Annotated in this window: 13 protein-coding genes; 12 read left to right on the forward strand and 1 reads right to left on the reverse strand. The window is 69.9% G+C overall.

Annotated features, from left to right (window positions below):
• The first annotated feature begins 222 nt into the window (after positions 1 to 222).
• The 4 genes from NON00_RS16235 (at position 223) to NON00_RS16250 (ending at position 4,016) form a co-directional block, all read left to right on the forward strand.
• Complete coding sequence (locus NON00_RS16235; RefSeq protein WP_256023021.1) at positions 223 to 1,479, forward strand: CaiB/BaiF CoA-transferase family protein; 1,257 nt, start codon at positions 223 to 225, stop codon at positions 1,477 to 1,479.
• A 2-nt stretch (positions 1,480 to 1,481) separates the two neighbouring features.
• On the forward strand, positions 1,482 to 2,375 hold the full coding sequence (locus NON00_RS16240) for a hydroxymethylglutaryl-CoA lyase (RefSeq protein ID WP_256023024.1): 894 nt from the start codon (positions 1,482 to 1,484) through the stop codon (positions 2,373 to 2,375).
• 178 nt (positions 2,376 to 2,553) lie between these two features.
• Complete coding sequence (locus tag NON00_RS16245; RefSeq protein WP_256023027.1) at positions 2,554 to 2,961, forward strand: CHAP domain-containing protein; 408 nt, start codon at positions 2,554 to 2,556, stop codon at positions 2,959 to 2,961.
• Positions 2,962 to 3,026: 65 nt separating this feature from the next.
• Positions 3,027 to 4,016, forward strand: coding sequence for a tripartite tricarboxylate transporter substrate binding protein (locus tag NON00_RS16250; protein ID WP_256023029.1), 990 nt, complete (start codon positions 3,027 to 3,029; stop codon positions 4,014 to 4,016).
• Positions 4,017 to 4,098: 82 nt separating this feature from the next.
• Here the strand turns inward: NON00_RS16250 and NON00_RS16255 are convergent, their stop codons facing one another.
• On the reverse strand, positions 4,099 to 5,070 hold the full coding sequence (locus NON00_RS16255; protein WP_256023032.1) for a TerC family protein: 972 nt from the start codon (positions 5,068 to 5,070) through the stop codon (positions 4,099 to 4,101).
• A gap of 343 nt (positions 5,071 to 5,413) precedes the next feature.
• On the opposite strand from NON00_RS16255, the gene NON00_RS16260 reads away from it, so the two are divergent.
• The 8 genes from NON00_RS16260 to NON00_RS16295 form a co-directional block, all read left to right on the forward strand.
• Positions 5,414 to 5,680: a twin-arginine translocase TatA/TatE family subunit gene (locus NON00_RS16260; protein WP_256023034.1), complete on the forward strand. Its 267-nt coding sequence runs from the start codon at positions 5,414 to 5,416 to the stop codon at positions 5,678 to 5,680.
• A 365-nt stretch (positions 5,681 to 6,045) separates the two neighbouring features.
• Positions 6,046 to 6,687, forward strand: a complete 642-nt coding sequence (locus tag NON00_RS16265) for a methylthioribulose 1-phosphate dehydratase (protein ID WP_256023036.1) — start codon at positions 6,046 to 6,048, stop codon at positions 6,685 to 6,687.
• Positions 6,684 to 7,223 (forward strand): acireductone dioxygenase, encoded by a 540-nt coding sequence (locus NON00_RS16270; RefSeq protein WP_256023039.1) that lies wholly within the window; start codon positions 6,684 to 6,686, stop codon positions 7,221 to 7,223. The genes NON00_RS16265 and NON00_RS16270 overlap by 4 nt, the downstream gene beginning before the upstream one ends.
• A complete protein-coding gene (gene mtnC / locus NON00_RS16275) occupies positions 7,220 to 7,942 on the forward strand; it encodes an acireductone synthase (protein WP_256023042.1) in 723 nt (240 codons plus the stop codon). Before NON00_RS16270 ends, mtnC begins: the two co-directional genes overlap by 4 nt.
• A gap of 99 nt (positions 7,943 to 8,041) precedes the next feature.
• A complete protein-coding gene (gene corA / locus NON00_RS16280) occupies positions 8,042 to 9,022 on the forward strand; it encodes a magnesium/cobalt transporter CorA (protein ID WP_256023045.1) in 981 nt (326 codons plus the stop codon).
• A gap of 231 nt (positions 9,023 to 9,253) precedes the next feature.
• Positions 9,254 to 11,122, forward strand: a complete 1,869-nt coding sequence (locus NON00_RS16285) for an ABC transporter ATP-binding protein (protein WP_305123389.1) — start codon at positions 9,254 to 9,256, stop codon at positions 11,120 to 11,122.
• Between the two features lie 162 nt (positions 11,123 to 11,284).
• Positions 11,285 to 12,262: an acetamidase/formamidase family protein gene (locus tag NON00_RS16290; RefSeq protein ID WP_256023047.1), complete on the forward strand. Its 978-nt coding sequence runs from the start codon at positions 11,285 to 11,287 to the stop codon at positions 12,260 to 12,262.
• Positions 12,263 to 12,438: 176 nt separating this feature from the next.
• Positions 12,439 to 12,707, forward strand: a 269-nt coding sequence (locus NON00_RS16295; protein ID WP_256023050.1) for a GcrA family cell cycle regulator, incomplete at its 3' end; no start/stop codon positions are given.

Below are 12,707 nucleotides of genomic sequence, written 5' to 3' on the forward strand. Positions count from 1 at the left end.
GGAAGGCTGGGTGGTGCGGCGGCGCCGGTGAGTTCGGGGTCCGGCGCCGATCGGGAGAGACAGGGCCTGGGTTCGTGGCCCACACCGATCATGCGAGGGAGATGGTTGACGCGCGGTTTCCGATAAGCGTGTGCGGCGCAAAAAAAACGCGCCCCCCTTGCCGGCGCGCGGCGGCTCGCCCAAGCCTGCCGGCGCCGCCACGGCAGAGAGGAAAAGCCCGCCATGACCCCATCACCGGATGCCGCCCTTCCGGTTGCCGCCCGCCTGCCGCTGACGGGGCTGAAGGTGCTGGAACTCGGGCATTATATCGCCGCGCCCTTCGCCACCCGGCTGCTGGCCGATATGGGCGCCGAGGTGGTGAAGGTGGAGCCGCCGGATGGCGACCCGGTGCGCGGCTGGGGCCGGCGGCACCAGGGGCATCCGCTGTGGTTCAGCATCCATGGCCGCAACAAGCTCTCCGTCACGCTGGACCTGAAGAATCCGGCGGACCGGGCGCGGCTGCTGAAGCTGGCGGCGCGGGCCGATGCGCTGGTGGAGAATTACCGCCCCGGCTATCTGGAGCGAATCGGGCTGGGGCCGGAGGTGCTGCACGGGGTGAATCCGCGCCTCGTGATCGCCCGCGTCTCCGGCTATGGGCAGGACGGGCCGTATCGCGACAAGCCGGCCTTCGGCGCCATTGGCGAGGCGATGGGGGGGCTGCGCCACCTCACCGCGAATCCGGGCCAGACGGAGCTGCCGCCGCCGCGCTGCGGCATTTCCATCAGCGACGACCTGGCCGGCATGTATGCCGCCCTGGCGCTGGTCTCCGCCTGCTGGGGGCGGGACCGGGTGGGGCAGGACCGGGTGGGGCAGGACCGGGTGGGCGCCGAAGGGCGCGGCCGCATCATCGACATCAACTTGGTGGACAGCGTGCTCAGCCTGATGGAGGGGATGCTGCCCGAATATGGCGTGACCGGCGCCATCCGCCAGCCGGCGGGCGCCGCCATCCCGACGGCCGCGCCCACCAACACCTATCCCTGCGCCGATGGCAAATGGCTCTGCGTCGCCGGCAATTCGGACCTGATCTTCCGCCGGCTGATGGCGGCGATCGGCCGGCCGGAACTGGCGGCCGACCCGCGCATGGCCGACAATGCCGGGCGCTGCGCCCATGTGGCGGAGCTGGATGCCGCCATCGCCGCCTGGAGCCGCACCCTGCCGGCGCAGGAGGCGCAGGCGGTGCTGGAGGCGGCGGAGGTGCCGTGCTCGCGCCTCTACGACATCCGCGACATCGCCGAGGACCCGCATTTCCGCGCCCGCGACTCGGTGATGGCGGTGGAGGACCCGCTGATGGGCCCGCTGCTGCACCCGGCGGCGCCCTTTCGTTTCGATGGCGTCTCGCCGCGTGAGATGGTGCGCTGGACGGGGCCGGCCATCGGGGCGCACAACGCGCAGGTGTTCCGGGACTGGTTGGGCGAAGAGAGATCGGGCGAGGAGGCATGAGCATGGCCGAGAGCATCACCCTCAGCGAGGTCGCGCCGCGCGACGGGCTGCAATCCATCGGCCCCTTCGTGCCGACGGAGACGAAGATCGCCATGGTGCGGGCGCTGTATGAGGCCGGGGTGCGGCGGATGGAGGTGGGCAGCTTCGTCAGCCCGCGCGCCGTGCCGCAGATGGCGGACACGGCCGAGGTGCTGAAGGCCGCCAAGGCGCTGCCGGGCCTGGAATGCACCGTGCTGGTGCCGAACCGCAAGGGCTTCGACCTCGCCCTGGCGGCGGGGGCGGACCGGCTGGGCTTCTTCATGTCGGTCACCGAGTCGCACAACCGCGCCAACCTGAACCGGGGCCGGGCGGACAGCCTGTCCGAGCTGTCGGACCTTGTGCGCGAGGGCGGGCGGCAGGGGGTGAAGATGCGCTTCAACCTCTCCTGCGCCTTCCACTGCCCCTTCGAGGGGGTGGTGGCGCCGCGCGACACCATCGACCTTGTGGAGCAGGTGTTCGCGCTGGATCTCGGCATGGAGATCGCCATTGCCGACACCACCGGCAATGCCGCGCCGGACCAGGTGGCCGCGGTGTTCCGCCACACCGTGGCCTCCTGGGAGAATCCCTGGGCCTTCCATGGCCATGACACCTACGGCATGGGGCTGGCGAATGCGCTGGCCGCCTATCAGGCGGGTGTCCGGGTGTTCGATGGCGCGGCGGGCGGCCTGGGGGGGTGCCCCTTCGCGCCGGGTGCCACCGGCAACACGGCGACGGAGGACCTCGCCTGGATGTTCGCCCGCATGGGCGTGGCGACGGGCCTGGACATGCCGCGCCTGCTCACCGCGGCCGACCTGTGCGCGAAGGTCCCGGGCGGCACGCCGGGCGGCCATCTGCGCGGTGTCCCCGCCGCCCGCTGACGCTGCCTTGTTTCTTCTTGCCTGCGGCAGCCTGACAGAAAAAAGCAGGGGGTCCGGGGGAATTCCTTCCCCCGGCCTTTTTTCAGTTTTTTGTCTGTTTTTTCTTCTGCTGCTCTCCGCCTGCGGCGGCACCTCACCGCGCGGCCCCGTCCTCGGCGCGGAGGCCCTGCGCGAGCCGGTGACCTGCGTTCCCTATGCCCGTGCCCGCTCCGGCATCGACCTGCGCGGCGATGCCTGGGCGTGGTGGGAGGCCGCCGCCGGTCTCTATGACCGTGGCCATGCCCCGCGCCCTGGCAGCGTGCTGGTGCTGCCGCGCCAGGGCCGGCTGCGGGACGGGCATCTCTCCGTGGTGACGCGGGTGGTCTCGGCGCGGGAGATCCGGGTGGACCACGCGAATTGGGCCAGCGGCGCCGCCAAGGGCCGCATCACGCGGGACCAGCCGGTGCTCGACATCTCCCCGGCCAATGACTGGTCGCTGATCAAGGTCTGGTACCCACCGGCGGGCGATTATGGCGCCACCACCTATGCCGCGCGCGGCTTCATCCATCCTTCCGGGCTTCCCCTGGGGCGGGTGGCGGCGCGCTGAACGGCTGGACGGCGCGGCGCGGCCATGCTCAACCCGCGCCCGTTCCCGTGTGGAGGCCCGGTCCCATGACCCTGCATCGCCGTTCCCTGCTCGCCCTCGGGGGCGCCGCGCTGAGCCTGGATCTGGCCGCGCCGCGCCCGGCGCGGGCCCAGCCCGCCTGGCCGGAGAAGCCGCTGCGGCTGGTGGTGCCCTTCCCGGCGGGATCGACGCCCGACCTCCTGGCCCGCACCCTGGCGCCGCACTACACCACCGCCCTGGGCCAGCCCTGCGTCGTCGACAACCGCGCCGGCGCGGGCGGCAATATCGGCACGGATATGGTGGCCAAGGCGGTGGATGGCCACACCATCGGCCTGACCATCAACGGCCCGCTGGCCACGGCCAGGGCGCTCTACCCCCATCTGCCCTATGACCCGCAGAAGGATCTGGCGCCCGTCTCCTGGCTGGCCAGGGCGGGGCAGGTGCTGGTGGTGCACCCGGAGCTGAAGGCCCAGAGCTTCGCCGAGTTCGTGGCGCTGGCCAAGGCGCAGCCGGGGATGCTGACCTATGGCTCCGTCGGCCCCGGCTCGGGCGGGCATCTGGCGATGGTCGATATCGCCGCCCGCACCGGCATCGCGCTGGAGCACGTCACCTATCGCGGCTTCCCGCAGGCGGTGCTGGACCTCGTGGCCGGGCGCATCAGCGCGGTGGTCCTGACCGTGGCCGGCATCCTGCCGCAGATCCGCGAGCAGAAGGTGCGCGCCCTGGCCGTCACGGCCGAGGCCCGGCTGCCGCAGCTGCCCGGGGTGCCGACGCTGATCGAGTGCGGCCTGCCGGGGGCCACCTCCTATGCCTGGAATGCCCTTGTCGCCCCGGCTTCCATGCCGGCGGAGCATGTCGAGCGGCTGGCGCGGGAGACGAAGGCGGCGCTCGCCAGCCCGCAGGTGCGGCAGGCCATCGAGACGGGGGGCTTCGAGATCGTGGGCAGCGGGCCGCAGGAACTCGCGGCCTGGATCGCCGAGGAGACCAGCCGCTGGGGCGGGCTGATCGAGAAGCTCGGGATTAAGGCGGATGGTTGAGGCAAGGGCCTAAAAAAGATCAGGGGGCGCTGCCCCCTGACCCCCGCCGGGGGGATGCGATCCCCCCGGACCCCGCGATCCGTCAGGACTGCGGGTTGGGCTCGTGGCGCGTCTTCCACAGGGAGAGCGCGATGGAGCCGATGATGATGCTGCCGGTCAGCGCCAGGGCATATTCCACCGGCACCGCCTTGCCGCCCGCGAACCAGTTGGCCAGCATCTTCGCGCCCACGATCATCAGCACGATCGACAGGCCATGCTTCAGGTACTTGAAGCGGTGGATCACCCCCGCCAGCGCGAAATACATGGCGCGCAGGCCGAGGATGGCGAAGACATTCGCCGTGTAGACGATGAACGGGTCGGTCGAGACGGCGAAGATGGCCGGGATGCTGTCGAGGGCGAAGACCAGGTCGGTCATCTCGACCAGGATCAGCACCAGCGCCAGCGGCGTCAGCACCCAGCGGCCGGCCTCGCGCACCAGGAAGGCCTTGCCGCGATAGCCATCCGTCACCGGCAGGCGGCGGCGCAGCCAGGCCAGCAGCTTGTTGTCGGAGGGGTCGGGCTCCTCATCCGCGGCGCGCAGCATCTGCCAGCCGCTGTAGATCAGGAACAGGCCGAAGATGATCATCACCCAGTCGAACTCCCGCATCAGCGCGGTGCCCACCAGGATCATCACGCCGCGCATCACCAGCGCGCCCAGGATGCCCCAGAACAGCACGCGGTGCTGATAGGCGGCCGGGACGCCGAACTTGGCGAAGAGCAGCACGAAGACGAAGATGTTATCGACCGAGAGCGACCACTCGATGATGTAGCCGGTGAGGAACTCCAGGCTCTTGGCCTCGCGGATCTCGGGCGTCGCGCCATAGCTCAGGCGCAGCCAGCCGAAGAACAGCAGCGCCAGGCCGAAATAGGCGGCCGACTTGATGAGCGCGGTGCGGACAGGCACGGGCACCGGGTCGCCATTCGCGTCCTTCCTGGCGAAGACGCCAAGGTCGAGCAGCAGCAGGCCGAACACACCGGCGTTGAAAACTATCCAGAACGAGAGAGAGGCTTCCATTACGGGCACGGCTCCTCAGGAATGGGGCCGGCCGCACGCCTGGAAGGCTGTGTGGGGATGCGCACCGGGCCCGGATTGCGCGAGAAGTCGATCCGACATCGCGGTGGCAGGGTCATTGTGACCTGCCGGCTCGCCAGAGGGGCCCGGATCAGATGAATTTATGGAGGAAATGTCACGGAAACGCAAGGGGGCAGTTGTTTCCCGGTGGGATTCACGCCATCTCCCCTTTGCGCGATGGTGTGCGGGACACTAGTGTCGGCCATCGAGGCGAGGAGACGCGGTCCGGCCGACGGGGGGCAGCCCCGGCGGTGTGGCGGCCGCCCATTTGGATCGAGGCTTAACTATGGGTTCCTTCAGCATCTGGCACTGGCTTGTCGTGCTGCTCGTGGTCCTGCTGCTCTTCGGGAGCGGCAAGATCAGCGGCCTGATGGGCGACCTCGCGAAGGGCATCAAGTCCTTCAAGCAGAACATGAAGGAGGACGACGAGAAGGACGCCTCCATGGCGGCCGACGCGCCGCAGGCCCCGGCCGGCAACCTGTCCGGCCCCGCCCAGGCGCGCGCCACCAGCACCGAGCCGCGCACCTCCAACTCCTCCCACCCGGCCGCCTGAGGCCAGGGGGGGCGAGACGCCCCAGGCAGATGCCCCCAGTGAGGATGACTCACTGGGGATGCCCTGGGGGGAGTCCCAACTTCCGGGCGCACGCCACCAGGGCTGAACCTGCTGCGGCTGAACCTGCTGTGGGCCGGAGGCGCGGCACCCCACGCCTCCCCGCCTGACAGGGGATACCGCTCCGGAAACGGGCTGGAAAAAAGGGGCGAACCCGCCTCCCGCTCCGCCCCCGGCGGAAAATCCCTCGCACCGAGGGCTTCTGAAAAAAACTTTTAATCCGTCCGGGCACCAGGATGGCTGCCCTGGCGCGGCTGCCTGCGCTATCCAGCGCCCGCCCCCGCCGCAGGACGGAGACCGCCGCGCCCATGACATCGCCCATCCCCGACGCCGCCATCCAGGCCATCATCCGCGCCGGGCGCCGCATGGACCGCTTCAACTGGGTGCCCGCCACGGCCGGGAATTTCTCGGTGCGTCTGCCGGGTCGCCCATCGGGCCATCAGCCGGGCGGGCGCATCGCCATCACCCGCTCCGGCCAGCATAAGGGCTTCCTGGACGAGAATTCGGTGATGGTGGTGGACCTGGAGGGCCGCGCCGAGGATCCGGCGCTGCGCCCCTCGGCCGAGACCCTGCTGCATTGTGGCATCTACCGCCGCTTCCCCGAGGCGGGGGCGGTGCTGCATGGCCATTCCATCGCCAACACCGTGCTCTCCCGCGCCGCCGGCGACAGCCTGGCGCTGGAGGGGTATGAGCTGCTGAAGGCCTTCCCCGGCCTGCCCACCCATGAGGCGCGGGTGGAGGTGCCGGTCTTCGGCAACGACCAGGATATTGCACGGCTGCAAAGCGTGGTGGATGCGCGGTGGAAGGATCTGACCACGATTCCGCCGGGGTATTTGATCCGCGGCCACGGGGTTTATGTATGGGCCCGTGACATGGATGCGGCGCTCGCCCGCCTGGAAGCGCTGGAATTCATGCTCGAATGTGAAATGCAGGAGCGGAGGACCCCATGAGCCTTCTGACCGTCCGGGACGCCACCACCGGCGAAGAGCTGATTCGCACCAGCGACGCCGCCGAGATCGCCGCCGCGCTGGCCCCCATCCATGTCCGCTTCGAGCGCTGGGCCGTCGCCCCGCTGCCCGCCGGCGCCCCGGCCGAGGCGGTGCTGGAAGCCTACCGCCCGCAGCTCGACGCCTTCATGGCCGGCACCGGCGCCGGCACGGCCGATGTCATCAAGCTGACGCCCGACCACCCGCAGAAGGACGCCATGCGGGCCAAGTTCCTCTCCGAGCACACCCACACGGAGGACGAGGTCCGCTTCTTCCACGAGGGCGCGGGCAACTTCATCATCCACGCCGCCGGCAAGGTCTATGACGCCCACTGCACCCAGGGCGACCTGATCAGCGTGCCGGCCAATGCCCAGCACTGGTTCGATGCCGGCACCGAGCCTTCCTTCACCGTGCTGCGCGTCTTCACCGACACCACCGGCTGGACGCCGCACTACACTGGCACCGACATGGCCGAGCGCTTCCCGGCGGTGACCGGGTGAGCGCGTCTCCCAAGGCGCCTCCCAGCGCGATCCTGACGGATATCGAGGGCACCACCAGCGCCATCGCCTTCGTGAAGGAGACGCTGTTCCCCTTCGCGGAGCGCGCGCTGGAGGGCTTCCTCGATGCCGAGGGCGGCACCGCCGAGGTCTCCGCCTGCCTGCGCGAGGCGGAGCGCCTGGCCCGGCCGGGCGAGGCGGTGCGCGACGCCCTGCGCCGCTGGATGGCCGAGGATGCCAAGATCGGCCCGCTCAAGACGCTGCAGGGCCTGATCTGGAAGTCCGGCTTCCAGAGCGGCGAGATCGAGGGGCATCTCTGGCCCGATGTCGCGCCCTGCCTGCGCGCCTGGGCGCGGGCCGGGCTGTTCCTGGCGGTCTATTCCTCGGGCTCGGTCGCGGCGCAGAAGCTGCTCTTCGGCCATTCCCTGGCCGGTGACCTGACGCCGCTCTTCGGCGGCTTCTTCGACACCGCCGTGGGCGGCAAGCGCGAGGCGGCCAGCTACGCCGCCATCGCCCAGGGGCTGCACCGCCCGCCGCAGGAAATCCTTTTTCTCTCGGACGTGGCGGAGGAACTGGATGCGGCGGCCAATGCCGGCCTCTCGGTCTGCCAGCTGGTGCGGCCGCAGGATGGCACCGTGGCCAGCGGGCGCCACCCGCAGGCGGCGGATTTTCCGTCCGTCGCCACCCTGTTCGGGCTGCCCGTGCCGCGCCTCGCGGCCTGACAAAACGGGCCGCGCCGCGCGGCCTGGCAAAAAGGGCCGCGCCTTGCGGCCTGACCGCCTGTTCCGTCCCGTCCTTCCCCTGCCCGGGAGTGCGCGCGCATGATGACCACCTACAGCGTGCAGCAGGGCCGCACCGTCCGGCAGGAGGGTATTCCCTCCGCCGACGCGCTGCGGGCCGCCATCTGGATCGATCTGCTCTGCCCCTCGCCCGAGGAGGAGCGGGCGGTGCAGCAGGCCCTGGCCCTGGAAATCCCGACCCGGGAGGAAATGCAGGAGATCGAAAGCTCCTCCCGCCTCTACAAGGAGGGTGAGGCGCTCTTCCTGACGGCGAATTTCCTCTACGGCGTGGAGGAGGGGGAATATGGCTCCACCGCCATCACCTTCGTCCTCGCCAGCACGGCGCTGGTGACGGTGCGCTATGCCACGCCCAAGGCCTTCGCCGTCTTCGCCAACCGCGTGCTGCGCGCCCCCGCCCTGGTCGCCAGCCCGGATGCGGTGATGCTCCACCTCTTCGAGCAGGTGGTGGACCGGCTGGCCGATGTGCTGGAGCGCGTCGGCGCCGATATGGACCGCGCCAGCCGCTCCGCCTTCCAGAATGCCCGCGGCACCAGCAAGGTGAAGCTCAAGGCGCGCGATGCCGAGATGAAGGACGTGCTCATCGCCCTCGGTCAGGTGGGGGAGGTGACGAGCCGTGCCAATGAGACGCTGCTGGGCCTGACGCGCATCCTCACCTTTGTCGGCGCGGAGAATGTGCGCAAGGAGAACAAGAGCACCATCAAGACGGTGCTGCGCGATGTGCGCTCCCTCGTCGAGCACGCGGCCTTCCTCAACAACAAGGCCAATTTCCTGCTCGATGCCGTGCTGGGCATCATCAACATCGACCAGAACGGCATCATCAAGACCTTCACCGTCGCCAGCGTGGCGCTGATGCCGCCCACCCTGGTGGCGAGCATCTACGGCATGAACTTCCAGGCCATGCCGGAACTGCAATGGGATTTCGGCTATCCCCTGGCGCTGCTGCTGATGATCGGCAGCGCCCTGCTGCCCATCCTCTATTTCAAGCGCAAGGGCTGGCTCTGAGCGCGTGCCTGAGGGGGCTTTGCCCCCTCAAACTCCCCCTTTCTTTCCCTTGGGCAGGGGGCAGGGGGCAGGGGGCAGGGTCCCCTGCACCCGCCTTCAGAAAGGATTTCCAAAGGCCTCAGGCCAGCATGAGAGCGGCAAAGCCCCTCTCATCGTTTGGGCAGGCGCCCGGCCGGCCTGACGCGCCAGGGTAACTTGACTTGCCGGGGCGGCGGGTCTGCCCTGGCGGCCATGGTGTTCCGCTTCTTCGAGTCTCTCATCGACCCCGTGGCGCCCCCCGGGGGGCGGGCCACCCGCATCCTGGGCCTGCCCGTGCCGCGGGAGGCGCCACCGCGCACGCTGGGCGGCTTCTACTGGCACTTCCTGCGCCAGGGGCGCGCCCTTTTCGCCCTGCTCTTCCTGGCGGGGATGACGGTCGCGCTGCTCGATGCGCTGATCCCCGTCTTCATCGGCCGTGTCGCCGGGCTGCTGGCCACGCACCGGCCCGGCCATCTCTTCGCCGAGGCCTGGGCGCCGCTGCTCAGCATGGCCCTGGTGCTGCTGCTGGCGCGGCCCACCGCCATCCTGGCGCAGAACCTCATCAGCCAGCAGGCCATCAATGCCGGCTTCACCAGCCTCATCCGCTGGCAGAGCCATTGGCTGGTGGTGCGCCAGGGCCTGCCCTTCTTCCAGGAGGACTTCGCCGGGCGCATCGCCAACCGCGTCATGCAGGCCGGCCCCGCCCTGCGCGAGAGCGTGGTGCAGGGCGTCAATGCCGTCTGGTACATCCTGGTCTATGGCAGTGGCGCGGTGCTCTACCTCGCCAGCGCCGATGCCTGGCTGGCCCTGCCGATCCTGCTCTGGTTCGCGCTCTACTGCACCCTGCTGCGGCTGATCCTGCCGCAGATGCGGGCCCGCTCCAAGGCCGCCTCCGAGCAGCGCAGCCTGCTCACCGGCCGCATCGTCGACAGCTACACCAACATCCTGACGCTGAAGCTCTTCGCCCGCGCCGAGGAAGAGGACGCCCAGGTGCGCGAGGGCATCCTGGGCCTGACCCAGGCCTTCCAGCGGCAGATGCGCATGATCACGCTGAACGGCCTCTGCCTCTCCACGCTGAACGCCATGCTTCTGGTGGGCATGGCCACGCTCTGCCTCGCCCTGTGGGATGCCGGGCGGATCGAGCTGGCGGTGGTCGGCGCCGCCCTGCCGATGGCCTGGCAGATCGCCAATATCTCCGGCTGGGTGGCCTTCAACGTCGCCGGCATCTTCGAGAATATCGGCGTGGTGCAGGAGGCGATCGGCAGCATCGCCGTGCCCCCCACCGCGCCCGACCCGCGGGATGCCCGCCCCCTCCTGGTGCGGGAGGGGCGCATCACCTTCGAGGCGGTGCGCTTCACCTATGCCGGGGCCGCGCGCGATGTGCTGGAGGAATTCTCCCTCGATATCGCGCCGGGCGAGCGTGTCGGCCTCGTCGGCCATTCCGGCGCGGGCAAGACCACGGCGATGAACCTGCTGCTGCGCTTCTTCGCCCCGCAATCGGGGCGCATCCTGATCGACGGGCAGGATATCGCCGGTGTCACCCAGGAGAGCCTGCGCGGCGCCATCGGCGTGGTGACGCAGGACACCGCGCTGCTGCACCGCTCCGTGCGCGACAATATCCGCTTCGGCCGCCCCACCGCCGGGGAGGAGGAGATCACCCGCGCCGCCGCCCAGGCCGAGGCTGATGGCTTCATCCGCGAACTCCAGGACTGGCGCGGGCGCCGCGGCTATGACGCGCAGGTGGGCGAGCGCGGCGTGAAGCTCTCCGGCGGGCAGCGCCAGCGCATCGCCATCGCCCGCGTGCTGCTGAAGGACGCGCCTGTCCTCGTGCTCGACGAAGCCACCAGCGCGCTGGATTCCGAGGTGGAAGCCGCCATCCAGGAACAGCTCGACGGGCTGATGGCGGGCAAGACGGTCATCGCCATCGCGCATCGCCTCTCCACCCTGTCGCGCATGGACCGCATCGTGGTGCTCGACCGGGGCCGCATCGCCGAGCAGGGGCGCCATGCGGAGCTGCTCGCCGCCGGCGGCCTCTACGCACAACTCTGGCAGCGCCAGTCCGGCGGTTTTCTTTCCGGCTGACGCCGCCTCCCGGCACAGCGGGACGCAGACGGAAAAAAGTTTTTTGGTTCTTTTTTCCAAAAAAGAACCCTTCTCCCTGGCTCTGCTTCTCCACACTCCCCCGTGGCTGGCGCCCTGGAAGGCCGGGTGGCAAGCTGCCGCCGCCAGGAAGGAGAACCCGCCATGTCCACCACCCATCGCCTCGCCGCCACGCCGGAGACGGTGCGCTTTGGTGCTTTCGATGCCGCTTTCGCGCCGGTGCTGACGGTGGCCTCCGGCGATGTGGTGGTGATGCAATGCGTCTCCGGCCCCGCCGAGGTGATGCCGCCCGCCGGGAGCGCCCTGGCCATTCCGCCGGAACTCTCCGCCATCCATGCCGCCGTGGCCGATGGCCGCGTGCCGCGCCTGGGCCCGCATATCGTCACCGGCCCGGTGGCGGTGGCGGGGGCGGAGCCGGGCGATGCGCTGCGCATCGACATCGAGGCGATCGAGCCGGGTGCGGACTGGGGCTACAATCTCTTCCGCCCGCTGGCCGGCACGCTGCCGGAGGATTTCCCCTATCGCCGCCTCGTGCATATCCCGGTGGACCGCGCGGCGCGCAGCTGCCACCTGCCTTTCGCGGGGGGGCTGACGCTGCCGCTCTCGCCCTTCTTCGGCGTCATGGGCGTGGCGCCGCCGGTGGAATGGGGCGCCATCTCCACCAAGGAGCCGCGCGCGCATGGCGGCAATCTCGACAACAAGGAACTGGTGGCGGGCAGCACGCTCTATCTGCCGGTGCACACGCCGGGCGCGCTGTTCAGCGCGGGCGATGGGCATGGCATCCAGGGCGATGGCGAAGTCTGTGTCACCGCGCTGGAAATGTGCCTGACCGGCACGTTCCGCCTGACGCTGGAGAAGGGCGGCGGCGCGCGCCAGCCCGCCCTGCGCTTCCCGCGCGCGGAGACGCCCACGCATTTCATCAGCATGGGCATCCATGAGGATCTCGACCTCGCCATGAAGCAGGCGCTGCGGGAGATGATCGCCTTCATCGTCGCGCGCGCCGGCATCTCCGCGGCCGAGGCGTATCAGTTCTGCTCGCTGGCGGTGGATTTCCGGGTGACGCAGACGGTCAATGGCGAGAAGGGAGTCCACGGCCTGTTGCGCAAAGGCCTGTTGTTTTAAGGCATTCCGGCAAATCCCGCAGGGGCGGGGCGAAGTCGCGCCGGGTTACTCCCGCAATGCTTGAACTTGCCCCCAGGGTTTTCCACATCTTTTTCGGCTCTGTTCCGGCGCCGCATCTTGTGTGCGACCCCCGCATTTCACTACCGTATGTGGTGGTGGAGGCAGGAGTTCGGGCGATGGAATGGACGGCGGAAGCGATTGAGGCCTTGCGCGCGCTATGGGCTGAGGGGCATTCGACGGCCGAGATCGGCCGGCGCATGGGCATCTCGAAGAACGCGGTGGTGGGCAAGGCGCACCGGCTGAACCTGCCGGCGCGGCCCAGCCCGATCCGCCGGGAGGCCGAGGCCGCCGCGCCCGCCGTGGTGGCCGCCGCGCCGAGTGGGAGTAACACCCCGCCCGCCCCTCCTGCCTGGCCCGCCGGTGGCGAAATCCACCGGCGGGCGGG

Origin of the sequence: Roseomonas sp. GC11 (assembly GCF_024437745.1) — a bacterium.
Classification (GTDB): Bacteria; Pseudomonadota; Alphaproteobacteria; order Acetobacterales; family Acetobacteraceae; genus Pseudoroseomonas.

Bases quoted from the DNA above. Each gene is read 5' to 3' on its own strand.
- NON00_RS16235 (WP_256023021.1), top strand. From the start codon at position 223: ATGACCCCATCACCGGATGCCGCCCTTCCGGTTGCCGCCCGCCTGCCG.
- NON00_RS16240 (WP_256023024.1), top strand. From the start codon at position 1,482: ATGGCCGAGAGCATCACCCTCAGCGAGGTCGCGCCGCGCGACGGGCTG.
- NON00_RS16250 (WP_256023029.1), top strand. From the start codon at position 3,027: ATGACCCTGCATCGCCGTTCCCTGCTCGCCCTCGGGGGCGCCGCGCTG.
- NON00_RS16255 (WP_256023032.1), bottom strand. From the start codon at position 5,070: ATGGAAGCCTCTCTCTCGTTCTGGATAGTTTTCAACGCCGGTGTGTTC.
- NON00_RS16260 (WP_256023034.1), top strand. From the start codon at position 5,414: ATGGGTTCCTTCAGCATCTGGCACTGGCTTGTCGTGCTGCTCGTGGTC.
- NON00_RS16265 (WP_256023036.1), top strand. From the start codon at position 6,046: ATGACATCGCCCATCCCCGACGCCGCCATCCAGGCCATCATCCGCGCC.
- NON00_RS16270 (WP_256023039.1), top strand. From the start codon at position 6,684: ATGAGCCTTCTGACCGTCCGGGACGCCACCACCGGCGAAGAGCTGATT.
- corA (WP_256023045.1), top strand. From the start codon at position 8,042: ATGATGACCACCTACAGCGTGCAGCAGGGCCGCACCGTCCGGCAGGAG.
- NON00_RS16285 (WP_305123389.1), top strand. From the start codon at position 9,254: ATGGTGTTCCGCTTCTTCGAGTCTCTCATCGACCCCGTGGCGCCCCCC.
- NON00_RS16290 (WP_256023047.1), top strand. From the start codon at position 11,285: ATGTCCACCACCCATCGCCTCGCCGCCACGCCGGAGACGGTGCGCTTT.